This is a genomic window from Micromonospora sp. NPDC023737 (genome assembly GCF_040639715.1).
Taxonomy (GTDB): Bacteria; Actinomycetota; Actinomycetes; order Mycobacteriales; family Micromonosporaceae; genus Micromonospora.
Genome location: NZ_JBFAAL010000010.1, coordinates 189,658 through 213,931, shown reverse-complemented (window position 1 = coordinate 213,931; position 24,274 = coordinate 189,658). Strand labels below are relative to the sequence as shown.

The window sequence follows — 24,274 nt, the reverse complement described above, 5'->3', positions numbered from 1 at the left end:
CCGCACAGCCCTGGACGGATGACCCCCTCAGCTCTCACGCACTTTCCCGGAAAGAGTGGCTATCCGGCGACGGTTGGCCACTCTTTCCGGGAAAGAGGCGCGCGGGAAGGGGCGGGGGTCAGTCGAGGCGGGTGGCGCCGGGGGCGGGGAGAGCGGTGATGTGCGCGGGGGGCTGGAAGCCGTTCCTGGCGTAGGCGGCGGTGACGGCGGTGGCGACCGAGTCGGCGGCGGCTGCCTCGACGAGGGCCAGGACGCAGCCGCCGAAGCCGCCGCCGGTCATCCGTGCGCCGAGCGCGCCGGCGGCGAGCGCCGCCTCGACCGCGGTGTCGATCTCCGGCACGGTGATCTCGAAGTCGTCGCGCATCGAGACGTGTGAGGCGGTGAGCAGCGGGCCGATCTCGCGGACCGGGCCGGCGCGCAGCAGCGCCACCGTGTCGAGCACCCGCTGGTCCTCGGTGACCACGTGCCGGACCCGGCGGCGGGTCTCCGGATCGTCGAGGCGGGCGAGCGCGGCGTCGAGCTGGTCGATGGTGACGTCGCGCAGCGCGGGCACACCGAGCAGCTCGGCGCCGGCCTCGCAGGACTTGCGGCGGGCCGCGTACTCGCCGTCGGCGTGCCGGTGCGGGGCGTGGCTGTCGATGACGAGCATGGCGAGCCCGGCGGCCCGCAGGTCGAACGGGATGTGCTCGACGCCCTCGGTGCGGCAGTCGAGGAAGAGCGCGTGTCCGTCGCGGCAGCGGATGGAGGCCGACTGGTCCATGATGCCGGTCGGCGCCCCGACGTAGTGGTTCTCGGCACGCTGCGCGAGCCGGGGCTGCCGGTCGGCGGGCAGGTCGAGGCCGCCCAGGTCGACCAGTGCGGTCAGCACCGCCGCCTCCAGTGCGGCCGACGAGGAGAGCCCGGCGCCGAGTGGCACGTCGGACGCGATCGCGAAACGGGCGCCGGGCACGTCGTGACCCGCGTCGCGCAGGGCCCAGACGACTCCGGCGACGTACGCGCCCCAGCCGGTGACCCGGCCGGGCTCGTCGGCCTCGTCGGCGCCGAAGCTGATCGTCTCGCCGGACAGCTCCGACCAGACCGTCCAGCGCGCGCCCTCCTGCCGGTCGGCGGCGGCCACCGTACGCAGCGGCAGCGCGAACGGGAGCACGAAGCCGTCGTTGTAGTCGGTGTGTTCGCCGATCAGGTTGACCCGCCCGGGCGCAGCCCAGTGACCGGCGGGTGGCTCGCCGAACTCCTGGCGGAAGCCGGCGGTGGCGCGGTCGGCGACGTCGGTCATGCCTGCTCCATCAGGTGCGTGCGGTAGAAGGTCCAGGCGTCGCCGACCATGTCGTGCAGGGTCGGCTTCTGCGGCACCCAGCCCAGCTCCTCGCGGGCCAGCCGGGAGGAGGCCACGAGTTCGGCGGGGTCGCCTTCGCGGCGTGGTGCCATCTCGACCGGCAGCGGGTGCCCGGTCACCTCGCGGACCACGTCGACCACCTGCCGGTTGGTGAACCCGTTGCCGTTGCCGAGGTTGTAGACCCGGTGCTGCCCGGCGGTGGCGGCGTCCAGCGCGAGCAGGTGGGCCCGGGCCAGGTCGGCCACGTGGATGTAGTCGCGGACGCAGGTGCCGTCGACGGTGGGGTAGTCGTCGCCGAAGAGCTGGAGCTTCTCCCGCCGGCCGGCGGCGACCTCCAGTGCGATCGGGATCAGGTGGGTCTCCGGGTCGTGCCGCTCGCCGAGGGTGACGTCGTCGGTGAGGTGCGCGCCCGCCACGTTGAAGTAGCGCAGCGAGACGGCGGCCAGGCCGTGCCCGATCGCCTCGGAGGTGAGGGCCATGTCGACGGCGAGCTTGGTGGCCCCGTACGTGTTGGTCGGCGCCTTCACCGCGGTCTCCGGGATCGGCAGCTCCGTCGGATTGCCGTAGACGGCGGCGGTGGAGGAGAAGACCAGGCGGGGGATCCCGGCGGCCCGGACCGCGTCGATCAGGGCGAGCGAGCCGACGGTGTTGTTGTGCCAGTAGAGCTCGGGTTTGACCATCGACTCGCCGGCGGCGATGAGGGCGGCGAAGTGCAGCACCCCGTCGAAGCCGGCTTCCCGGGTGAGGACCCGTGCCGCCTCGTGGACGGGCAGGTCGATGTGGGTGGCGTCGGGGGCGAGTGCGACCCGGTGGCCGGTGCGCAGGTCGTCGAGGACGACCACCTCGTGACCGGCGTCGAGCAGCATCCGGGTCACGACGCTGCCGATGTAGCCAGCGCCGCCGGTGACGAGCAGTTTCACGTCGTTGCCTCCTGCCTGGCCGGCTCGGAACGCGGCCGCTGTCGGTGCACACCCTACGGGCGCGTGGGGTGGCTCGGCCCGTCACGCCGAGCATCGCGACTCCATCATAAACTCTCACGATCCAACAGAGTTGAACACGTGAGGGTGGTTCGACGCGGGACCGCAGCCGCGGCGGCCGCAGGAAACCCGGTGCCGGAACGTCCCGCTGTCTACCATCTCTGACATGCGGGAAGCAGGCGGTCCCGAGCGTCGGCGACGCGCCCGGCGACGGCCGGGTCGCGACCCCGGGCCGCTCGCCCGGGCCGTGGCCCGGATGGTGGTGCGGGCGGCCGACGCCGCCACGCGCCGGGTGACCGACCTGCTCGGCGCCGGCCCGGCAGCCGGTCGGGAGCAGATCAGCGAGTCCGACCTGCGTGACCTGGTGGCCGCGAACACCCTGCTCGACGCCGACGAGCGCCGGATCATCGACGAGGTGCTGGTCGCCGGCGCAAGGCTGATCCGCGAGGTCATGATGCCCCGCACCGAGGTGGTCTTCCTGCCCGCCGGGCTGGACATCACCGAGGCGGCCCGACTGGTGCGAGCCGAGCCGCACACCCGCTACCCGGTCACCGACGGCACCCACGACGACGTGGTCGGCTTCGTCCACCTGCACGACGTGCTGCTGCGCCCGGACACCGATCCCCGTGTCACGGTCGGCGAGCTGGTCCGGGACGTGAAGCGACTGCCCGGCAGCAAACGGGTACTCGCCGCGCTGACCGAGATGCGCCGGGAGGGGCACCACCTGGCGGTGGTGGTCGACGAGTACGGCGGCACGGCTGGCATCGTCACGCTGGAAGACCTCATCGAGGAGCTGGTCGGCGAGATCCACGACGAGTACGACGCCACGCCGGACCCGGTGCACTCCGGGCTGCCCGCGGTGGTGGACGGCCGGCTCAACCTCGCCGACTTCGCGGAGCGCACCGGGATCACGCTGCCGCCCGGGCCGTACGAGACGGTGGGTGGGTTCGTGATGGCCGTGCTCGGTCGGCTGCCGGTCGCCGGTGACGAGGTTCCGGTGGCACCCGGACCGAGCGGCGCCGGTGAACCGGGCGACCTGCCCGGCGGTTGGCTGCTGCGGGTGCTGGCTCTGGAAGGACGGCGGGCGGCTCGGATCGCGATCTCCGCCGCACGACTGCCGGAGCAGCGGCGTGAGGTGACAACGCCCACCTCGACCGGCGGAGGCCGACCCGCCGGGCCGTCATGACGGGCGGCCGGGCGGGCTGACAGAATTGGCGTCATGCCCGACGTTCCCGCCCGCCCCCGCGTCTTCTCCGGCATCCAGCCGACCGCCGACTCGTTCCACCTCGGCAACTACCTGGGCGCGTTGCGGCACTGGGTAGCGCTGCAGGAGACCCACGAGGCGTTCTACTGCGTGGTCGACCTGCACGCGATCACCGCCGGGCACGACCCGAAGGTGCTCCGGCAGCGGTCGCGGGTCGCCGCCGCCCAGCTCTTCGCGCTGGGCCTCGACCCGGAGCGCAGCACCCTCTTCGTCCAGTCCCAGGTGCCCGAGCACCCGCAGCTGGCCTGGGTGCTCGGCTGCATCACCGGATTCGGCGAGGCGAGCCGGATGACCCAGTTCAAGGACAAGTCGCAGAAGCAGGGGAGCGACCGCTCCAGCGTGGGTCTCTTCACCTACCCGATCCTGCAGGCCGCCGACATCCTGCTCTACCAGGCCGACGCGGTGCCGGTCGGCGAGGACCAGCGCCAGCACCTGGAACTCTCCCGCGACCTGGCACAGCGGTTCAACTCGCTGTTCGGTAAGACCTTCACCGTGCCCGCGCCGCACATCGTGAAGGACACCGCGAAGATCACCGACCTGCAGGAACCGACCGCGAAGATGTCCAAGTCGTCGTCCTCGCCGGCCGGCATCATCGATCTCCTGGAGGAACCGGCCCGTACGGCCAAGAAGATCCGTTCGGCAGTCACCGACACCGGCCGGGAGATCGTCTTCGACGCCGAGGGCAAGCCGGGCATCGCCAACCTGCTGACCATCTACTCGGCGCTCTCCGGCCGCGACATCGACGGCCTGGTCGCCGCGTACGCCGGCAAGGGTTACGGAGACCTCAAGAAGGATCTGGCCGAGGTGGTCACCGAGTTCGTCCGGCCGATCCAGGAGCGCACGCGCGGCTACCTGGACGACCCGGCTCAGCTGGACAAGCTGCTCGCGACCGGCGCGGAGAAGGCTCGCGCGGTGGCCGGTCCGACGCTGCGCCTCGTGTACGAGCGGATCGGGTTCTTCCCGCCGGTGCGCGGCGAATAGCGCCGCGACGCGGCACAGGACTGGGTGGACACGGGCCGGTGGCCGGAGAGGTGGCGCGCAGCGTGGATCGCAGGGACGGGGCGTCCGGGCAGGGTGACCTCATCCAGATCGGGGTAGCTGTCGACATCCCGGAGCCATGGGGTGGTCAGCTGACCCGGCGGCGCGCGGAGGCCGGCGACCCTCAGGCAGCCGACATTCCCGCGCACGTCACGCTGCTCGGGCCGACCGAGATACCGGCCGCCGCCCTGCCCGCCGTGGAGCGGCACCTGGCCACGGTCTCGTCGGCCCACCTGCCGTTCACCCTGCACCTGCGCGGCACCGGTACGTTCCGCCCGGTGACCCAGGTGGTCTTCGTGGCGGTGGCCGCCGGGATCAGCGAGTGTGAACTGCTCGCCGGCGCGATCAGCGCCGCCCCGGAGCTGCATCGGGAGGCGCGGTTTCCGTACCACCCGCACGTCACCGTGGCACAGGACGTCCCGGCCGAGGCGCTGGACAAGGTGTACGAGGACCTCGCCGACTTCTCGGCCGTGTTCGAGGTGGCGGCGTTCACCCTCTTCCTGCACAGCGGGCAGGCCCGGTGGCAGCCACGGCGTGACTTCCGGCTGGGCGGCTGACCGACCCGGCGCGGGCACACGCGCGACGGTTACCCCCACTACGGGGCGACATCGGCGAGGATGACGGCGTGAACGTGATCGGCCGGGTCGAGGCGAGCATCGACCGCTGGGTGAGCGCCGGCCGCCGCCGGTCCGCCCTCTTCGACCACGTGTGGCGCGCCGGTGCCCGCTATGCCGAGGTGCTCGGCGGCCGGCTGGCCGCGGCGATCGCCTACTACGGCTTCTTCGCGGTCTTCGCGCTCGCCCTCGTCGTGTACGCCATCTTCGGCGCGACCTTGAACGACAACAGCGATTTCAGCATGGCCGCGAGCAACTTCCTCCGGGACAATCTGCCGTTCCTCGACCCGGCGCAGATCGCCGACAGCAGCGGCACCGTCGGGGTGATCGGTCTGATCATCCTGACCTTCACGGGGATCGGTTGGATCGAGGCGATCCGCTCCTCCCAGCGACTGATCTACGGGCTCAAACAGCAACCCGGCAACCTGGTGATCCGCCGGCTGGTGGACATCGGCGTGATGGTCCTCGTCTTCGTGCTGCTCGGCGCCTCGGTGGCGGCCGTCGACGCGCTCGAGTCGGCGTTGCGCTTCCTGCTGCGCAGCACCGGGTCGCTCGGCCTGACCACGCTGAGCGCGGTACTCAGCGTGGTGGTCAACGCGGTCCTCGCCACGCTGCTGCTCGTCGCGGTGCCCCGGCTGCGGATGAGCCGATCGCGGCTCCGCCCGATCGTCCTGCTCGTCGCCGTCGGCATCACCTTGCTCAACACGGTCGGCCGCTACTACGTCGTACGCACCGAGCACAGCCCCGCGTACACCGTCGTGGCCGGCGCGGTCGGGCTGCTGCTCTATCTCTACCTGCTCAACCAGTTGCTGCTCTTCGGCGCGGCGCTCGCCGCGACCAGCACGCGGGGACGGGTGGTCGACCTGGCGGCGGGCCCGCCACCGGCCGACCTCGACGAGCAGACCGATCCCGGCACCCCGGGGGGTGCCAGTTGACCAAGCGGGAGGCGGACATGCTGATCTCGGTCGACCTGGATTCGCCGGTGCCGCCCTACGAGCAGGTGCGTGGCCAGCTCGCCGAGATGGTCGGCGACGGGCGGCTTCCGGTGGGCACCCGGCTGCCCACGGTGCGGCAGCTCGCCGCGGACCTCAACCTGGCTCCGAACACGGTGGCCCGGGCGTACCGGGAGTTGGAGGGTGCCGGTCTGATCGAGACCCGGGGCCGCAACGGCACGTTCGTGGCGCCGGGGCGGGACGACGCGATGGACCGGCTGCAGCGGTCGGCCGCGGAGTACGCCCTCCAGGCCCGCCGGCTCGGTGTGCCGCCCGGTACGGCGCTGGCGTTGGTCCGGGCCGCCCTGGACGCGTCCCGCCCGGGCTGAGACGCCGGTCGCCGCAGCGCAGCACGATGCGGGGCGAGCGGGATCGGGCGAATGTTCCACGGCGGTCGTTGCTGACGGACCATGATGGGCCGGTGGGCGCACTCGTGACGTTGGACCTGCCGAGCGACTCGCCGATGCTCGGCCTGCCGTGGATCATCACGTTCGGCCCGCTCGGCGACATCGACGAGTGGGAGCCGGTGGTCTGCGGGCCGTACGAGCGGCCGCACGCGCTCGCCCTGGCCGAGGCGGTGGTGGCTGAGGAGCAGCTGATGGCGGTGGTCGAGCCGCTACTGCCGGCGCTCTCCGCCGAGGAGATCCGCAGCGAGATCGGCGCCGCGCAGATAGCCGCGGCGGACGAGGCCGCGCAGGTCGACCAGGCCGACCTCTACGGCGACTTCGAGGACACCATCGACGAGGAGTTGGACGCGGCGGCCGACGAGGTGGGTCACGGCGAGCCGAGCGAGCCGCCGACCGAGGCTGAGCTGCGGGCCGGGTTCCGGCGGATCGCCGAGATACTGACCGCCAAGGGGTCCTGACCGCGGGCCCGGCGCCGAACGGCGACGTCGTCGCCCGACACGACCGGCGTCAGGGCTGGGCCGGCGCGTGGTCCAGCACGCAGAACTCGTTGCCCTCGGGGTCGGTGAGCACCATGAACGGTTCGTCGCCGGTCTGCCCGACGTCCGCCTGCCGGGCGCCCAGCGACACGAGCCGCCGCACCTCCGCGTCCGCGTCACCGTCGCTGACCAGGTCGAGGTGAAGGCGGTTCTTGCCCCGCTTGGCAGTGCCCGAGCCCTGCAACCACATGGTCGGCCCGGTCCCGGCCGGGTCCGGGAAGAGCTTCGCGCTACCGTCGCCGCCCTGCTCGACGCGGTAGCCGAGCGCGGCGGACCAGAACGCCGCCATGAGGTCGACGTCCTCGACGTCGACGGTGTACTGCGCCACCCGGGCCACCATCCGCCACCTCCAGTGCGTCCCGTATCCGCCGCGGTGATGGGTCTTCTCGCGATCGCCCCCGTGGCCGCCGCCGTCTGTTCGGGTTACCCCACCGGGATCGCGGTGACACACCGCCCACTGTGCCCGCCGGGAAGTACGGGCCGCGCCAGTGCGGGCTCGGCGGCCGCGGAAACGGACGCCGGCGCCCCGCGGAGCGGACTCCGCGAGGCGCCGGCACCACCTCACCCCCACCACAAGGGGTCGGTGCCCCAGCCGCCCGCCGGCGCGGAGCACGGCGGACGACCAGGTCGCTTTCGGTTACCCGCGCAGCGCCGTTCGAACCAGGCAGCCGCGTCGACCGGTAGCAGATGACCGTCACCGGTGCCGGCGAGCGGTTCGCTCGCGACGACCGGTTCGCCGTATCCGGCGACGCGGGCCGGGACGCCACTGGTGTTGACCACGCAGGTCAGTTCGGTGCGCCCGCGGTGCGGGAGAAGGCCAGCACGCCGGGCTCGGCCTCCAGCCAGCTGATCCCGGTTCCCTCGGAGGCCAGCGCCGGATGGGACGCCGGATCCGGAGCGCGTCGCGGTAGAGCTCCAGCGTCGAGCCGGGCACGCCGGCCTGGGCGGCGACCGAGAGCGCGGCCCAGGTGGCCGGGGCCGGTAGCCAGCTCCGCTCGCACCCTTGCGGCCCGAAGCCGCCTGTCGACGACGCGGCGGCCATCCTGCCCGGCGGCGGCTCGACCTGCCCGGCCTGCCGGATCCCGTGATCCGGCCGAGGAGCCCCCTACTACAAGGTGTCGTTGATGGGGGAGGATGTGCCCGTGGAAGCTTTGAGGCTGATTCTTCTCTACGTCCATCTGATCGGGTTCGCGTTGCTGCTGGGCGGTTCCCTGGCCCAGTACTTCAGCGGGCGACTGCGCATCAATGCGGCCATGCTCTGGGGGTCCGTGATCCAACTGGTGACCGGTATCGGGCTTTCCGCCCCACTTCGTGACGGTGACGAGCCGGCCCCGGCCAAGCTCGCCACCAAGGGCGTGATCGCGCTGCTGATCTTCGTAATGGTCTTCTTCTCGCGGAAGCGGGAAACGGTCAACCGTGGCCATTTCCTAGCAATTGTTGGGTTGACCCTGGTCAACGCCGCAGTGGCGGTCTTCTGGCGGTAACGTCGGCCCTGGAAGGCGCTTCTAAACCGGACTTTCGCGACGCCAGGGCGCACTGTTACCAGCACGAAGAGTGATTTGCCCCACGCGACGGTTACGTAGGGGTAACAGGCACTCAACGGTCGTGCACGATTGGCGGCCGGTGGGTGGGCGCGGGCGTACGCTCCCGTCCGTAACGTGGGACGCCGGCGGCAATAGCGCAGGCCGGCTCAAGGGCAGCCACCGCACAAGGCGCGGTGTGCGATGGGAAGGAGACGTCTTGCGCTCGGTGCGTGGGATGCGGATCGCCTCGATCGTGGCGGCGGGTGGGCTCGTGCTGAGCGCCGCCGCTTGTGGTGAGGCGCCGGACGAGAACAACGGCGCCGGTGACGCCGGCAAGAAGTTCAGCGCCTGCATGGTGACCGACGTCGGCGGCATCGATGACAAGTCGTTCAACGCCTCTGCCTGGCAGGGTCTGAAGGACGCGCAGGCTGCCAACAGCAACATCGACCCCAAGTTCGTGGCGTCGAAGGCCGAGGCCGACTACGAGCCGAACCTGACGCAGTTCGTGAACCAGAAGTGCGACTTCATCCTGGCCGTCGGTGGCCTGATGGGTGACGCCACCAAGAAGATCGCGCAGGCGAACCCGAACCAGCAGTTCGGCATCGTCGACGCCGACCCGGGCGTGGACAACATCTACCCGATGCAGTTCGACACCGCCCAGGCCGCGTTCCAGGCCGGCTACCTGGCCGCGGGGATGAGCAAGACCGGCAAGGTGGGCACCTACGGTGCGCTGCCGATTCCGCCGGTGACCATCTTCATGGACGGCTTCGTCGACGGCGTGGCGTACTACAACCAGACCAAGGGCAAGAACGTCCAGGCGCTGGGTTGGGACAAGGCGAGCCAGAAGGGCTCCTTCACCAACGACTTCGCCAAGCAGGACGAGGGCAAGAAGGTCTCCGACACGCTGGTCGCCCAGGGCGCCGACATCATCATGCCGGTCGCCGGCGGCTCCGGCCTCGGCACCACCGCGGCGGCCAAGGCCTCGAACGGCAAGTACAGCGTCATCTGGGTCGACGTCGACGGCTGCGAGAGCACCCCGGACTGCTCGGCGATCATGACCACCGTGGTCAAGAACATCCCGGAGGCCGTCAAGGAGGCCGTGCTGAAGGCCGCTGGTGGCGAGAAGCTCCAGGCCAAGCCGGGCTTCGTCGGCGACCTGGCCAACAACGGTGTCTCCATCGCCCCGTTCCACGACTTCGACAGCAAGGTCCCGGCCGAGCTGAAGGCCGAGGTCGAGAAGATCAAGGCGGACATCGCCGCCGGCACCATCACCGTCACCTCCAGGGCTCAGCCGACCAAGTGACGACCAGCCGCTCCCCCCGGTGAGAACATCGGGGGGCCGGTAGGCAACACGGTAAGAACGACCCGGCCGCTCCGGCTCCCGCGGAACCTTCCGCCGGGCCGGGGCGGCCGGTCGCGCACGATGGCGACCGGCCGCCCCGGCCGTGTCGTCCGGCAGCCGGCCGGCGGCTAGGCTGCACCATCGCTCGCACTCCGGGAGGTTGCGCTGAGACTCGAACTGCGCGGCATCACCAAGCGGTTCGGTGATCTGGTCGCCAACGACCACATCGACCTGACGGTGGAGCCTGGTGAGATCCACGCCCTGCTCGGCGAGAACGGCGCGGGCAAGTCGACCCTGATGAACGTGCTCTACGGGCTCTACCAGCCCGACGAGGGCGAGATCCTGGTCGACGGGGAGCCGTTGAAGCTGCGCGGGCCCTCGGACGCCATCTCGGCCGGCATCGGCATGGTGCACCAGCACTTCATGCTGGTCCCCGTCTTCACGGTCACCGAGAACATCATGCTGGGTGCCGAGAAGATTCGCGGCGGCATCTCCGGTTTTCTGGACCGACGGCGCGCCCGCCGGGAGGTCGTCGAGGTCTCCGAGCGGTACGGGCTGCGCGTCGACCCGGACGCGGTGATCGAGGACCTGCCGGTCGGCATCCAGCAGCGGGTCGAGATCGTCAAGGCGCTGACCCGGGACGTCGACCTGCTCATCCTGGACGAGCCGACCGCGGTGCTCACCCCACAGGAGACCGAGGAACTGCTCACGGTCATGCGGTCGCTCAAGGCGGCCGGCAAGTCGATCGTGTTCATCACCCACAAGCTCGGCGAGGTCAAGGCGATCGCCGACCGGATCACCGTGATCCGGCGCGGCAAGACCGTCGGCACCGCCTCCCCGGACGCCAGCCGGGACGAACTGGCCGCACTGATGGTCGGCCGAAACGTCCGGCTCACCGTGGAGAAGGCCACGGCCAAGCCGGGTAAGCCGGTACTCGAGGTCGCCGGTCTGGTCGTCGACGACGACCGGCAGATCCGCGCCGTCGACGGGATCGACCTGACTGTCCACGCGGGCGAGGTGCTCGGGGTGGCCGGTGTGCAGGGCAACGGTCAGACCGAGCTGATCGAGGCGATCATGGGTCTGCGCCCGACGCTCGCCGGTTCGGTGACCCTCGACGGCGAGCGGGTCGACGGCTGGTCGACCAAGCGGGTGCTGCGCGCCGGCGTCGGCTACGTTCCCGAGGACCGTAGCGTCGACGGACTGGTCAAGGAGTTCAGCGTCGCGGAGAACCTGGTGCTGGACATCTACGACCGCCCGCCGTTCGCCGGTGGGCTCGCGCTGAAGCCGGAGGCCATCGCGACCTCGGCGAAGGAGCGGATCGAGCAGTTCGACGTCCGTACCTCCTCGGCCGACATGCCGGTGGGCACCCTCTCCGGCGGTAACCAGCAGAAGGTCATCGTGGCGCGGGAACTGTCCCGTCCGCTGAAGCTCCTCATCGCCGCGCAGCCGACCCGCGGCGTCGACGTGGGGTCGATCGAGTTCATCCACAGCCAGGTCATCCACGAGCGGGACATCGGCACCGCCGTGCTGGTGGTCTCCAGCGAGCTGGACGAGGTGCTCGGGCTGGCCGACCGGGTCGCGGTGATGTATCGCGGCCGCGTCATCGGCATCGTCGGCCCGGACACCCCACGCGAGGAGATCGGCCTGCTCATGGCCGGTATCACCCCCGAGGCGGCGGCCGATCAGGCCGAGGCCCGGCCGGCGACCGACGACGACGTGCCGACCAGCGAGGAAGAGGCATGAGCAAGCGTCAGCGAGCGAATCATCGACCCAGCGCCACGGTGCCCCAGGCCGGCGCCGAGCGGAGCGAGGTGACGGTGTGAGCTCTCCCAATCCGCAGTCCGGGTCGCCGGACAAGGAACCGGCGAGCAAGGCGCAGGCGGCGCAGGACTCGCTCGGCAACACCGAGCAGGCCGAGGACGCCACCACACCGCAGGCCGGGCCGGCTACCGCGGCGCCCGATGGCGCGCCGGAGCCGAGGCCCAGCCTCGGGCGTTTGTTCGTGGCGAACCTCTGGGCGGCGAACACGGTCACGGTCACCGTGCTGTCGTTGGTGCTGGCGATCGTGGTCGGCGCGATCCTCATGATCATTTCCGACCCCGAGGTGCTGTCGACGTACTCGTACATCACCGCCCGCCCGTCGGACGCGCTGAACTCCAGCTGGACGCTGGTCAGTGAGGCGTACGCGAACCTCTTCAAGGGTTCGGTCTTCGACCCCGAGGCGTTCGCCGGATGGCTGAACGGCAGCAACGGCTGGCAGGCCGTGCTCGCGCCGATCTCCGAGACGCTCACCTACACCGCGCCGCTGGTCTTCACCGGCCTCTCGGTGGCGCTCGCCTTCCGGGGCGGCCTGTTCAACATCGGCGCCCAGGGGCAGGCCACCGTCGGTGTGATCACCGCGGCGCTGGCCGGTTTCGCGCTGCCGCTCCCGCCCGGCCTGCACCTGCTCGTGGCGCTGCTCGCAGGTGCTCTCGGCGGCGCGGTCTGGGGCTTCATTCCGGGCATCCTCAAGGCGCGTACCGGTGCCCACGAGGTGATCATCACGATCATGCTCAACTACGTCGCCACGTACTTCCTGACCTGGCTCATCGTGCAGAACGGCGTGCAGGACCCGAGGCGCACCGACGCGATCAGCAAGGCCGTGGACCCGTCGGCCCAGCTACCCCGGCTGCTCGGTGACAACCTGCGGGTGCACGCCGGCATCCTGCTCGCCGTGCTGGCGACCTGGGCGGTGGCGTGGCTGCTCAACCGCTCCACGCTCGGCTTCGAGCTGCGGGCAGTCGGCGCGAACCCGGACGCCGCCCGAACCGCCGGCATCAGCGTCACCCGGACGTTCATCCTCATCATGGTCTTCGCCGGGCTGCTGGCCGGTCTGGGCGGCTCGAACATGGTGCTCGGCTCGACCGCCAGCGCGCTCACCCCGCTGGTGGTGGCGCAGATCGGCTTCGACGGAATCCTGGTGGCGCTGCTTGGTCGCCTGAAGCCGTGGGGTGTCGCGCTCGCCGCGCTGCTCTTCGGCGCGTTGCAGGCCGGCGGCAACCGGATGCAGTCGTACTCGGGGATCTCGCTGGAGCTGGTCACCGTGCTCCAGGCGCTGATCGTCATCTTCATCGCCGCGCCGGCCCTGGTGAAGGCGATCTTCCAGCTCCGGGCCGCACGGGCCGCCCGGTTGCAGACGAGCCTGGCGAAGGGCTGGTAACTCATGTCCACCATGGCTGTCCCCGACGTGGCGGTCGCCGCGGTCGACGAGGGATTCTGGACCCGCAGCCGCAAGGTCGGCCTCGTGCTGGTGGCGCTCGGCCTGCTGGGGGCGCTGCTCTTCGGCGCGCTCGCCACCGATCAGCAGGCCCGGTTCACGCTCAGCGAGGACGCCGCCGGCACCGCGTTGGAGATCAACGGTACGTTCGGCGCGATCCTCTTCGGCGTGATCGCGCTCGCCGCCGGCGCGGCGCTGCTCGCCGGGCTGCCGAAGCGCTGGTTCCTCCTGGTGCTCGGCGTCGGGTTGGTCGCCTTCGTGCTGTCGTTCCTCTGCTGGCAGGTCTCCGCGGCTCCGGCCGGCCAGAACTTCATGCCGTTGGTCAACATCATCCGGGGCACGTTCATCCTGGCCCTGCCGCTGATCTTCGGTGCGCTCGCCGGCGTGCTCTGCGAGCGTTCCGGTGTGGTCAACGTGGCCATCGAGGGGCAGCTGCTGATGGGCGCCTTCAGCGGTGCTCTCTTCGGCAGCATCTCCGGCAACGTCTGGGTCGGCCTGGTCGCCGCCGCGATCGGCGGTGCGTTCATCTCCCTGCTGCTGGCCGTCTTCTCGATCCGCTACCTGGTCGACCAGACGGTCATGGGGATCGTCCTCAACCTGCTCGCGGTGGGCGTCACCGGCTTCCTCTACGAGCGGCTCATGCAGACCAACGCGGAGCGGTACAACAGCGCCCCCCGGTTCAGCAACTGGGAGATCCCGCTGCTCAAGGACATCCCGGTGCTCGGCCCGGCGCTGTTCCGCAGCAACATCTTCCTCTACCTCGGGCTGTTGCTCGTCCTGGTGATCCACATCGGGCTCTTCCGCACCCGGTGGGGCCTGCGTACCCGCTCGGTCGGCGAGCACCCGATCGCCGCCGACACCCTCGGCGTACGCGTGCTCCGGCTGCGCTACCGCAACGTGCTGCTGGCCGGTGTGGTCGCCGGCATCGGTGGCGCTTCCTACACGCTGGCGCTCTACTCGTTCACCAAGAACATGATCGGCGGCAAGGGCTTCATCGCCCTGGCCGCGCTGATCTTCGGGCGGTGGAACCCGACCGGCGCGCTGCTCGCCGCGCTCTTCTTCGGCTTCGCCGACCAGCTCGCCACCTACCTGGGTGCGATCAACAGTGTGATCCCGAGTCAGTTCCTCGCGATGCTGCCCTACCTGGCGACGATCCTGGCCGTGGCCGGGCTGGTCGGCCGGGTGCGGGCACCGGCCGCCGACGGAAAGCCGTACGTCAAGGGCTGAGCCCGAGCGCGGGCACGCGGAGGCCCGGGACGGTCAGCTGATCGTTCCGGGCCTCCTTTCCTGTGGCCGATCCGTTGATCCTCCGGCCTCGCCGATGTGACCTGGCGCACGCCGCGCGGTGGGCCGACCCGGTCCGCCTGCCGTCGGATTCCGCGCCGCCGCAGCGGTGCGGCCCGACCGCGGTCGAGGTGTCGCCGCAGCCTCCGGCCGCGCCGCTCGGCTGAACTGGCGGGCCGGCGTGGTCCTCGCCGCCTCCGACCAGCAGCTGTTCGGCACAATGTAGGGGTGACGGAGATCGACTGGACGGGGCTGCGCGCCGCCGCCACCGAGGTGATGCGGCATGCGTACGCCCCATACTCGAAGTTCCCGGTCGGAGCGGCCGGTCTGGTCGACGACGGCCGGGTGGTGGTCGGCTGCAACGTGGAGAACGCCGCGTACGGGGTGGTGCTCTGCGCCGAGTGCGGTGTCGTCTCCTCGCTGCACGCCACCGGCGGGGGCCGGCTCGTCGCGCTCTCCTGCGTCGACGCGACCGGGGAGCCGCTGATGCCGTGCGGCCGGTGCCGGCAGCTGCTCTGGGAGAACGGTGGCCCGGAGTGCCTGATCGAGACGAAGGGGCGCCCGCTGCGGATGGCCGAGCTGCTGCCGCACGCGTTCGGCGTCGAGGACCTGGACGCGGTGGTCGGGGAGACGCCGCTGCCGGTGGTGCCGGAGCGGTTGGCCGCCTGGCGCGGCCGGGGCACGGTCTTCGTGCATCCGGATCTCTCCGCCGGTCAGCAGGTCTGGACGGCGTACTGGGAGCGGTCGGCGGGGGACGACGCGGGGGCCGAGACCGGTGTACTGGAGGAGGGGCCGAGCTGGGACGACCCGGCCGAGGCGATCACCTGGGGGATGGCCCGTACGCCCCGGGTGGTGGTGGTCGACGCGAGCGGCACCATCTTCTGGGCGGGCGAGGGCGAGCCACCGATGGAGATCCCGGTCCGTTGGTCCGGCTCCTGAGGGTGGCCGAGTTCCAGGGCCGGGGCCGGGGCCGGGGGAGCGTGAGGGGCGGGCCGACCATCACCGGCTCCGGGTATCGCCATGACAACAAGGAAAGAACTTTCTGATGAGTGCTCTTACTGCGGTTGATGTCATCCGGACCAAACGTGACGGGGGCGTGCTGTCGGACGACCAGATCGACTGGGTGATGGACGCGTACACCCGGGGGCAGGTCGCCGACGAGCAGATGTCCGCCCTGGCCATGGCGATCCTGCTGCGTGGCATGACCGGTCCGGAGATCGCCCGGTGGACCGCCGCGATGATCGCGAGCGGTGAACGGTTGGATCTCTCCGCCGTCGACCGGCCGACCGTGGACAAGCACTCCACCGGAGGTGTCGGCGACAAGATCACTTTGCCGCTGACCCCGCTGGTGGCAGCCTGCGGCGCCGCGGTGCCGCAGCTCTCCGGGCGCGGCCTCGGGCACACCGGCGGGACGTTGGACAAGCTCGAGTCGATCCCGGGTTGGCGGGCGACGCTCACCAACGACGAGTTCATCGGCCAACTGCGCGACGTGGGAGCGGCGATCTGCGCGGCCGGCGCCGGGCTCGCCCCCGCCGACCGGAAGCTGTACGCGCTGCGTGACGTGACCGGCACCGTCGAGGCGATCCCGTTGATCGCCAGTTCGATCATGAGCAAGAAGATCGCCGAGGGGACCAGCGCTCTGGTGCTCGACGTCAAGGTCGGCTCGGGTGCCTTCATGAAGTCCGTCGAGCAGGCCCGCGAGCTGGCCCGCACCATGGTCGAGCTGGGCGGGGCGCACGGAGTGCGCACGGTTGCGCTGCTCACCGACATGTCCGCCCCACTCGGTCTGGCGATCGGCAACGGTGTCGAGGTCGCCGAGTCGGTCGAGGTGCTGGCCGGTGGCGGCCCCACCGACGTCCTGGAGCTGACCCTGGCCCTCGCCCGGGAGATGCTCGACGCCGCCGGCCTCGGCGACGCCGATCCGCAGGTGGCGCTCCGCGACGGCCGTGCCATGGACGTGTGGCGGGCGATGATCCGTGCCCAGGGCGGCGACCCGGACGCTCCGCTGCCGACCGCTCCGGAGATCGAGACGGTCCGGGCGGAGGCCGACGGTCACGTCGAGGCGATCGACGCGTACGCCATGGGGGTGGCCGCGTGGCGACTCGGCGCGGGCCGCGCGCGCAAGGAGGACCCGGTGAGCGCCCCGGCCGGCGTGGTGCTGCACAAGCGACCCGGAGATCGGGTGCGTGCCGGTGAGACCCTCTACGAGTTGCGGGCCGAGCAGGCCGACCGGATCCCCGCGGCGATGGCCGAGGCCGCCGGCGCGGTGCGGATCTCCGAGACGCGCCCGGTCGGTCAGCCCCTGGTGATCGAGCGGATCGGCTGACCCGGTATCGGGCGGGCCGGCATGGTGCCGGTCACCCAAGGTCGCTATTCTGCCTGGCCAGGGGGGACAACCGGCGTTGAGCCGTTGCGAGCAAGGGAATCGCCGTGACCGTACCTGCCCCCGACCCACGTGAGGTGCGTGAGGCGAGCCTGGACGAGCTGTCCCGGCTGGGCCTGCCGCTGCCGCCGCCGCAGTTTCCGCTGGTGTGGGAACCCGGCGACCAGATCGAACTGCGGTCCACCGCGGAGATCGAGGCCCGGATCGCGGTGCTGCACCTGATCCTGGCCCGTTGCTTCGGGATGCCGCCGCAGGCCGCGATGGGCTGGTTGCTCGCCTCCCACCTGGTGGAGAAGGTCACCCCGCCGGAGTGGCAGTTCGTCACCGGCAGCAAGGGGGATCACCGTTCCTTCGTGCTGCACCACGACGCGCTCTTCTCGCTGGCGTGGGTGCTCGGCCTGACCAAGCTGCTCGACCCGACCCTCCCGGTGGACGAACGGCTGGTCGAGCGGATGCCGGACATCGCCGCCGGTGAGACCTTCGCCGAGTGGAGGTCCCGGATCCTCGCCGCGCCGCAGCACCCCGCCGACGCGGCCGCCCTGCTCGACCTGCACTACTGCCTGGACTGGGCGTACCTGGAGGTGGAGCGGAACGGCCGCCGGCCGCCCGGGCTGGTCGACGCGAACGCGATCGGTCAGCGGCGGTGGGCGCTGGAGTGGGCGGTGGTGCTGCGCGGGCCGTACCACGACGAGCCGCCCGGCTGGGAAGAGGTCGACCTCTCCACCTGAGAGACCGCCGTCAGCGCGGCACCGGACGCCACACGCCGAGCCGGACCGCGACCGTCACCCGTACCGGCTCGGCCACCGCCGCGAGGCGGGCGGCCAGCCCGGCCGGGTCGGTGTGCCAGGCGCTCGGGCCCATACCCACCAGGGTGGCCACCTCCGGCCTGGTGAGGGCCAGCTCGCGGCGGTGCACGGTCTCGGCGGCGCAGGTGAAGTGCGTACCCAGGCTGGCGGCCACCCGGTCCTGCTTGGCCGGGTCGACCCGGAGCAGCCCGAGCGGCCCGATCAGCTCGGCGAGGTGGTCCTCCGCGGGCGTCACCACCAGCAGCGCACCGGCCGGGTGCAGCACCCGGTGGAACTCGGCGCCGTGTCGTGGCGCGAAGACGTTCAGCAGCAGGGCGGCGGCACCGTCGGCGACGGGCAGCCGCTGCCAGGTGTCGGCCAGCGCCGCGGCGATCCGCGGGTCCGCCCGGGCGGCCCGCCGCAGCGCCGGCTTCGAGACGTCGAGCGCCAGGCCGACGGCGTCCGGCAGTGCTGCCAGCACCGCGGCGAGGTGCCGGCCGGTGCCGGCTCCGGCATCCACCACCAGGGGGTACGCCCCGGCGGCCGGGCCGACCGCGGTCACCGCCGCGTCCGCGAGCGCCGCCGAGATGAGGTCGTAGTGGCCGGCGGCCAGGAAATCGGCCCGGGCGGCCACCATCTCGGCGGTGTCGCCGGGGTGCGGCGCGCGGCCGGCCAGCAGGTTGACGTAACCCTGCCGGGCCACGTCGAAGCTGTGCCGGCGCGGGCAGCGCAGCGCGCGGGCGGTGCCCGCGTGGGTCTCGCTCAGCGGCTCACCGCAGACCGGGCAGCGGAGCCGCTGGAGGATGCGGGGGTGCATGTCAGGCGTCCAGATGGGTCGGCACCGCGGGTACCCGGCGGTGGTCGTCGGCACGGCGGGGCGGGGGCGCGGCGGTGGATCCTCGGCGATCGCGATCGGGCAGCTCCACGTCGACTACCGTAGGCCCACCCATCGCCGAGGCGGTCCGTACCCGGCCGTCCAGCAGGGCCGGACGCACGGAAGGCGGGCGCGCGGGACGCGGCCGGTCCGCGGAATGGTGAAGGTCGCGCCGCACTAGGGTCTGGGAATGGTCGCGAACATCCGGTACGAGGACATCGTCAAGGTCCCGAAGGCGTTGCTGCACGATCATCTGGACGGAGGCCTGCGGCCGGCGACGGTCGTCGAGTTGGCGGCGGAGGTGGGGCACCAGCTGCCCACCACCGATCCCGGGGAGCTCGGGCGCTGGTTCGTGGCGGCGGCGGACTCGGGTTCGCTGGAGCGGTACCTGGAGACCTTCGCGCACACCGTGGCCGTGATGCAGACCGCGCCGGCGCTGCGCCGGGTGGCCCGGGAGTGCGCACTCGACCTGGCCGCCGACGGCGTCGTGTACGCCGAGGTGCGTTTCGCCCCCGAGCAGCACCTGGAGCGGGACCTCACGCTGGACGAGGTGGTCGAGGCGGTGCTGGCCGGCTTCGCGGAGGGCAGCGCCGAGGCCGCCGCGGCGGGCACCCCGATCCGGGTGGGCACCCTGCTCACCGCGATGCGGCACGCCGCCCGCTCGCAGGAGATCGCCGAGCTGGCTGTACGGCACCGGGACGCCGGGGTGGTGGGTTTCGACATCGCGGGGGCCGAGGCCGGCTTCCCACCCACCCGGCACCTGGACGCCTTCGAATACCTGCAGCGGGAGAACTTCCACTTCACCATCCATGCCGGTGAGGCGTTCGGGTTGCCGTCGATCTGGCAGGCGATCCAGTGGTGCGGAGCGGACCGGCTCGGCCACGGGGTGCGGATCGTGGACGACATCAGCACCGAGGGACCGGAACCGGTGCTCGGCCGGCTGGCCGCGTACGTGCGGGACAAGCGGATCCCGCTGGAGCTCTGCCCGTCCTCGAACGTGCAGACCGGTGCCGCCCCGTCGATCATCGAGCACCCGATCGGTCTGCTGCGTGATCTCCGCTTCCGGGTGACGGTGAACACCGACAACCGGCTCATGAGCGGCACCTCGATGTCGCGAGAGATGGCGCTGCTGGTGGACGCGTTCGACTACGGCTGGGCCGAGCTGCGATGGTTCACGATCAACGCGATGAAGAGCGCCTTCATCCCGTTCGACGAGCGCCTGAAGATCATCGACGAAGTGATCAAGCCTGCCTACGAGCCGCTGTTGCGGGACTGATCGGCGTGGTACGGGTGGCCGGCGAGCAGTCCGGCCACCCGGTGCAGCACCTCGCGGCCCCGGGCCGCCTCCGCACCGAGGTTCGTCTGGCGGTGCAGTACCGCCGGTTCTGTGCGCAGCAACGCCAGCCCTCGTCGTACCAGCACCCGCGGTGCCTTGCGCTGTTCGGAGAGGTCGCGGGCCAGCCGGCGGAAGAAGGTGGCGCTGCGGGGCCGGCGTAGCGCGTACGCCCCGGCGAGCAGCCCGCGTCGGCGGCACTCTCCGACGATTTCGGCGGCGAAGATCCCTTCGGCCACAAAAAGTGGCGATCCGGCTATGTCAAATGTCCGGGTGGACACCTGGCGGTCCGCGTCGATGGAATAGACGGGGACCTCCGCCTGACCTTCTCGCGCGAGCCGGGCGATCGCCTCGAGCGCCGCCTCGGCATTCCAGGACTGTGGTGACTCCCAGTCCACCTGGCCGTTTCGTCGCGGCAACGTAGGGTCATCGCCGTCCTTGTAAAAGTCGTCCAAGCACAGCACCGGGAGCCCGGTTCGCTGCGCTATGTATGACTTTCCGGAGCCGGAAGGCCCGGCCAGTAATACAACGCGGTGCGGATGATTCATTACCTTGAGTAACTCCGGCCAGACGGTGTGCTATCAAAACGCTTCAACATCTCATCACACGGTCGGCGGCGGCCAACCTGGGCTTTCCTCTTGTCGAGCGGCGTGATGGAATCTCGGGGGTCCGACCCGCCGGGTCGGTCGCTGGGCGTTGCCCGGGGCAACGCGCGGACGATGTAATCGCGAGGACGGTGACGTGAGCAAACGGCCGAAGACGGCGGGCTCCTTCCTGTCGCGGCTGCGCCAGCCGGCCAGTCGACTCCGGGACATGCCGATCTGGTCCAAGCTCGGTCTCATCATGATCGTGCCGACCATCGCCACGGTCGTGGTGGGCACCAACGGTCTGGTCGACCACCTGGAGACGCTCAACAATGCCAACCGGGCCGGCGACCTGGCCAACCTCTCCGGCTACTCGGGTGAGCTGATCGACACTCTGCAGGACGAGCGGACCACCGCCGTGTTGCTGCTGGTGTCGCCCCCGGGCCAGGCGAGAGCGCAGTACCAGGAGGCGTACAACCGGGTCAACACCCGAGTCGACCAGTCGAAGACTCCCTACCTGCGGCAGCGCGCGTCGATCGACGGGCTCCCGAGCAGTCTCGAGGGGTTGCTCGACAAGATCGACCGGAGCCTCACCGACATGCCCGGCATCCGTAGCCAGGTCTACAACGGCAAGCTCCGACCGGTCGAGGCCACGCAGGCGTACGAGGGTGTGATCACCGACCTGCTCGCCATCCGCGACTCGACCACCCAGCTCGCCGGTGACAACAACCTGAGTGACCGGATGCGGGCCGCCGCCGCGGTGGCGCGGGAGAAGGAGTTCCTCTCCCTGCGCCGTGTGGTGGTGCACCAGGCACTGGCGCAGAAGCAGCTGACTCCGGCCCTGCGCACCGAGTACATCGCCAGTGGCACCGGGCAGGACCAGGCCGCACAGAACTTCAAGGCGGTCGCCACCCAGGACGAGGTCCGCTTCCACGACCAGACCATCGCGGGCGGCGACCGGCGCGAGGCCGAGCGCTACATCGGCTGGATCAACGGCAACACCAGCGGCAGCATGGTCGGTGCCCCCTTCGGGCCGGACCAGTGGGACGCGGCCATGGTCGCCAACGCGGAGCTGATCAGGTCGGTGGAGAAGAAGCTCGACGGCGATGTGGTCCGCCTGGCCGAGGGCATCCGCACCGACGTGCAGCGCCAGGTGTTCCTGGAGACCGGCCTCCTGCTGAGCATGCTCCTGCTGGCCATCCTCTTCGCCTACCTGGTCGCCCGATCGATGGCCCGCTCGCTGCGTGAGCTGCGTCAGGGCGCCCTGGCCGTGGCCCAGTACGGCCTCCCGCAGGCCGTCGCCCGGCTGCGTGACCCGCAGGTCACCGGCCAGCTCTCCCCGGCCCAACTCGCCAACCAGATCGCCGAGCCGCTCCCGGTGCGCAGCAAGGACGAGTTCGGTCAGGTGACCGAGGCGTTCAACGCCGTCCACCTGGAGGCCGTCCGCACGGCGGCCGAGCAGGCGGCGCTGCGTTCGTCCGTCGCGACGATGTTCGTCAACCTGGCGCGCCGGTCGCAGATCCTGGTCGACCGCCTGATCGGGCACCTCGACCGGCTGGAGCGCGGCGAGGAGGACCCGGACCGGCTGGCCGAGCTGTTCCAGCTCGACCACCTGGCCACCCGGATGCGCCGCAACGACGAGAACCTGCTGGTGCTCGCCGGCGCCGACTCCACCCGCGTGCAGCGGGAGCCGGCCGCCCTGATCGACGTGCTGCGCGCCGCGCAGTCCGAGGTCGAGCACTACACCCGTATCGAGTTCGGTGTGATCGACCGCGACATCGAGATCGGTGCGCACGCCGTCAACGACCTGGTCCACCTGGTCGCCGAGCTGTTCGACAACGCCACCGCGTTCTCGCCGCCGGACTCGCAGGTGCAGGTCGAGGCTCGCCGGGTCGGTGACCGCTCCTCGCTCTACGTCGAGGACCGCGGCATCGGCATCAGCGCGGACCAGCTCCAGGAACTCAACGAGCGGCTCGCCACGCCGCCGCAGGTGGACGTGGCCGTATCCCGGATGATGGGTCTGGTCGTGGTGGCCCGGCTGGCCGCCCGGCACGGCGTGCGGGTGGAGCTGCGTCCGGGCATCGACCGGGGCACCGTGGCGGAGGTCATGCTCCCCACCTCGGTGCTGGTGCCTCGTGCGCTCTCCGGTCGGGTGCAGCAGCCCCCGGCGCTGCCGGCCCCGGCCGGTGGCCAGGCGCCGGCCACCCCCACCCCGAGCTTCGGTGCGCTACCCGCGTTGGGCGTCCGGCAGAGCGAGTCCGGCAACCAGGTGACCCTCGGCGGCCGCCCCTTCGATCCGGCATCCCGTAACGGGTCGGGCACGCCGACGCCCACCGCTCCGGGGCGGGGCATGCCCGCCTGGTCGGACCTCACCGGTGCCGCCTCGACCAACGGCAACGGCACGTTCACCCCGCGTCCCGCCAACGGCCAGCCGATCGACCCGCTGCCGCAGCGTCGAGGCGTCGACGGTGAATCGGGCAACGGCCAGCCGCCGGCTATTCCGCGGCAGCTGCCGAGCAGCCCGGAGGTGACTCCGTACTCGCCGCCGGTCTCCGCGCCACCGCTGCCGCCGGTCTCCGGTGGGCCGGTGTCCGGATCGCCGGTCTCCGCGCAGCCGTACTCGGGTGCTCCGGTCTCGGCCTCGCCGTACGCGGGTCCGCCGACCTCGGCCGCGCCGTACGCCGGTCCACCGGTCTCGGCGCAGCCGTACTCGGCACCGCCCGTCTCCGGCCAGCCCTACTCCTCACCGCCGGCCACGGCGCAGCCGTACTCCGCGCCGCCGGCCACGGCACAGCCCTACTCGGCCCCGCCGGCCGCGACGCAGCCCTACTCGGCGCCGCCGGCCGCCGGGCAGCCGCCGGCTAACCCACTGCCGTCCCAGCCCAGCCCGAGCGCTTCGGCGCCGCCGGCCTGGCCGCCGGTGGCCGGCGCGGAGCGGGAGCCGGCCACGCCGCCGGTGCCCGAGCGCCTCGCCGCCGCCCTGGACATGACGACCGAGCTGCCGCGGGTGCCCCGGCCGGAGGCCCAGCCGGCTCCCGCGCCGGCCGCGCCGCCGGCACCCAACCGGCCCGCGCCGGCTCCGCAGGCCCAGAACCAGCAGCGGTACGCGGACGAGACGATGGAGCTGCCGATCTTCCGGGAGCTCGAATCGGCCTGGTTCCGGACCCGCCGGCCTGGGCCGGAGGAGGCGGCGGGAGCCGCCAAGCCGGCGGCGGCGGCGAACGGTGCGACGACCCAGCAGTTCGCCGTGGTCGACACCACCGGTCAGGCCGCCCAGAAGACGACACCCGGGACGACAGGTAACGCACCGATGGCAGACACACCGACGGCGCGGGAAACCGGGTTGGGCGCGAACGGGGGCAGCCGTCCGACCGCCGCCGAGAGCATGCCCCGCCGGCCCGTGCAACAGAGCAACAGCTGGGAGAGCGCTGCCGACGACGGCTGGCGGGCCGCCACGGCAGCCACCGAGGTGCCGGTGCGGTCGACCACGCCGACGGGGTTGCCGAAGCGCACCCCGATGGCGCAGCTCGTGCCGGGTGCGGTGGAGAAGCCGGCCACGTCCGTCCAACGGCGTTCGCCGGAGGCCGTCCGCGGTCTGCTCTCGGCCTATCACCGGGGTGTGCAGCGGGGGCGTAGCAATCCCTCGGAGAGCAACCCAACCAACCCGGAGGCGGCTCCGGGAGGGCAGCAATCCTCGCAGCCTGACTCAGGCCCAGTGGCCGGGAGCGGGCAGAAGGAGCAATAAC

21 protein-coding genes and 1 pseudogene are annotated in these 24,274 nt (G+C 71.5%); 16 read left to right on the top strand and 6 right to left on the bottom strand.

The genetic code is table 11. The features are described 5' to 3' along the window. Positions 1–118: 118 nt before the first annotated feature. Both galK and galE read right to left on the bottom strand, forming a co-directional pair. Positions 119–1,276, bottom strand: coding sequence for a galactokinase (gene galK, locus AB0F98_RS21680; RefSeq protein ID WP_357737946.1), 1,158 nt, complete (start codon positions 1,274–1,276; stop codon positions 119–121). Next, a complete protein-coding gene (gene galE, locus AB0F98_RS21675; RefSeq protein WP_357738020.1) occupies positions 1,273–2,202 on the bottom strand; it encodes a UDP-glucose 4-epimerase GalE in 930 nt (309 codons plus the stop codon). Before galE ends, galK begins: the two co-directional genes overlap by 4 nt. A 367-nt stretch (positions 2,203–2,569) precedes the next feature. Here galE and AB0F98_RS21670 point away from each other — a divergent pair, with 367 nt between their 5' ends. The 6 genes from AB0F98_RS21670 (at position 2,570) to AB0F98_RS21645 (ending at position 7,086) form a co-directional block, all read left to right on the top strand. Further along, positions 2,570–3,499 (top strand): hemolysin family protein, encoded by a 930-nt coding sequence (locus AB0F98_RS21670; protein WP_357738018.1) that lies wholly within the window; start codon positions 2,570–2,572, stop codon positions 3,497–3,499. Between the two features lie 33 nt (positions 3,500–3,532). Further along, positions 3,533–4,558, top strand: coding sequence for a tryptophan--tRNA ligase (gene trpS, locus AB0F98_RS21665; RefSeq protein ID WP_357737944.1), 1,026 nt, complete (start codon positions 3,533–3,535; stop codon positions 4,556–4,558). A gap of 20 nt (positions 4,559–4,578) precedes the next feature. Continuing rightward, complete coding sequence (locus tag AB0F98_RS21660) at positions 4,579–5,172, top strand: 2'-5' RNA ligase family protein (RefSeq protein ID WP_357738016.1); 594 nt, start codon at positions 4,579–4,581, stop codon at positions 5,170–5,172. A 68-nt stretch (positions 5,173–5,240) separates the two neighbouring features. After that, a complete protein-coding gene (locus AB0F98_RS21655) occupies positions 5,241–6,164 on the top strand; it encodes a YhjD/YihY/BrkB family envelope integrity protein (RefSeq protein ID WP_357737942.1) in 924 nt (307 codons plus the stop codon). 17 nt (positions 6,165–6,181) lie between these two features. Then, entirely contained in the window at positions 6,182–6,550 is a 369-nt protein-coding gene (locus AB0F98_RS21650; protein ID WP_357738014.1) for a GntR family transcriptional regulator, read from the top strand. Positions 6,551–6,642: 92 nt separating this feature from the next. Then, positions 6,643–7,086: a hypothetical protein gene (locus AB0F98_RS21645; RefSeq protein ID WP_357737939.1), complete on the top strand. Its 444-nt coding sequence runs from the start codon at positions 6,643–6,645 to the stop codon at positions 7,084–7,086. 49 nt (positions 7,087–7,135) lie between these two features. Here AB0F98_RS21645 and AB0F98_RS21640 read toward each other — a convergent pair whose 3' ends face one another. Beyond that, complete coding sequence (locus tag AB0F98_RS21640) at positions 7,136–7,504, bottom strand: VOC family protein (RefSeq protein ID WP_357737937.1); 369 nt, start codon at positions 7,502–7,504, stop codon at positions 7,136–7,138. Positions 7,505–7,812: 308 nt separating this feature from the next. After that, positions 7,813–8,182, bottom strand: a pseudogene (locus tag AB0F98_RS21635) (DUF3459 domain-containing protein); the annotation flags it as partial. A gap of 124 nt (positions 8,183–8,306) precedes the next feature. On the opposite strand from AB0F98_RS21635, the gene AB0F98_RS21630 reads away from it, so the two are divergent. The 8 genes from AB0F98_RS21630 (at position 8,307) to AB0F98_RS21595 (ending at position 17,680) form a co-directional block, all read left to right on the top strand. Beyond that, on the top strand, positions 8,307–8,648 hold the full coding sequence (locus AB0F98_RS21630) for a hypothetical protein (RefSeq protein ID WP_076471259.1): 342 nt from the start codon (positions 8,307–8,309) through the stop codon (positions 8,646–8,648). Between the two features lie 274 nt (positions 8,649–8,922). Further along, a complete protein-coding gene (locus tag AB0F98_RS21625) occupies positions 8,923–9,990 on the top strand; it encodes a BMP family ABC transporter substrate-binding protein (protein WP_357738012.1) in 1,068 nt (355 codons plus the stop codon). Positions 9,991–10,194: 204 nt separating this feature from the next. Then, positions 10,195–11,772, top strand: coding sequence for an ABC transporter ATP-binding protein (locus tag AB0F98_RS21620; RefSeq protein WP_357738010.1), 1,578 nt, complete (start codon positions 10,195–10,197; stop codon positions 11,770–11,772). A gap of 76 nt (positions 11,773–11,848) precedes the next feature. Then, positions 11,849–13,228: an ABC transporter permease gene (locus AB0F98_RS21615; RefSeq protein ID WP_357737935.1), complete on the top strand. Its 1,380-nt coding sequence runs from the start codon at positions 11,849–11,851 to the stop codon at positions 13,226–13,228. A gap of 3 nt (positions 13,229–13,231) precedes the next feature. Continuing rightward, positions 13,232–14,512: an ABC transporter permease gene (locus AB0F98_RS21610; RefSeq protein WP_357737933.1), complete on the top strand. Its 1,281-nt coding sequence runs from the start codon at positions 13,232–13,234 to the stop codon at positions 14,510–14,512. A 285-nt stretch (positions 14,513–14,797) separates the two neighbouring features. Then, positions 14,798–15,508 carry a cytidine deaminase gene (locus AB0F98_RS21605; protein ID WP_357737931.1) on the top strand — a complete coding sequence of 237 codons (711 nt, stop codon included), beginning with the start codon at positions 14,798–14,800 and terminating at the stop codon, positions 15,506–15,508. Between the two features lie 106 nt (positions 15,509–15,614). Next, positions 15,615–16,895: a thymidine phosphorylase gene (locus tag AB0F98_RS21600; RefSeq protein ID WP_357737929.1), complete on the top strand. Its 1,281-nt coding sequence runs from the start codon at positions 15,615–15,617 to the stop codon at positions 16,893–16,895. Positions 16,896–16,999: 104 nt separating this feature from the next. Then, positions 17,000–17,680 (top strand): DUF4272 domain-containing protein, encoded by a 681-nt coding sequence (locus AB0F98_RS21595; RefSeq protein WP_357737927.1) that lies wholly within the window; start codon positions 17,000–17,002, stop codon positions 17,678–17,680. A gap of 10 nt (positions 17,681–17,690) precedes the next feature. Here AB0F98_RS21595 and AB0F98_RS21590 read toward each other — a convergent pair whose 3' ends face one another. Further along, the gene (locus tag AB0F98_RS21590) at positions 17,691–18,554 is read right to left on the bottom strand and encodes a putative RNA methyltransferase (RefSeq protein WP_357737925.1); all 864 of its coding nucleotides are present in this window, start codon (positions 18,552–18,554) and stop codon (positions 17,691–17,693) included. 247 nt (positions 18,555–18,801) lie between these two features. Here AB0F98_RS21590 and AB0F98_RS21585 point away from each other — a divergent pair, with 247 nt between their 5' ends. Continuing rightward, a complete protein-coding gene (locus AB0F98_RS21585; RefSeq protein ID WP_357737923.1) occupies positions 18,802–19,887 on the top strand; it encodes an adenosine deaminase in 1,086 nt (361 codons plus the stop codon). Here the strand turns inward: AB0F98_RS21585 and AB0F98_RS21580 are convergent. Continuing rightward, positions 19,863–20,342, bottom strand: a complete 480-nt coding sequence (locus AB0F98_RS21580; RefSeq protein ID WP_357737921.1) for an ATP-binding protein — start codon at positions 20,340–20,342, stop codon at positions 19,863–19,865. The two genes, AB0F98_RS21585 and AB0F98_RS21580, sit on opposite strands and share 25 nt — an antisense overlap. 343 nt (positions 20,343–20,685) lie before the next feature. On the opposite strand from AB0F98_RS21580, the gene AB0F98_RS21575 reads away from it, so the two are divergent. Further along, positions 20,686–24,273 (top strand): nitrate- and nitrite sensing domain-containing protein, encoded by a 3,588-nt coding sequence (locus tag AB0F98_RS21575; RefSeq protein ID WP_357737919.1) that lies wholly within the window; start codon positions 20,686–20,688, stop codon positions 24,271–24,273. Position 24,274: the final 1 nt, after the last annotated feature.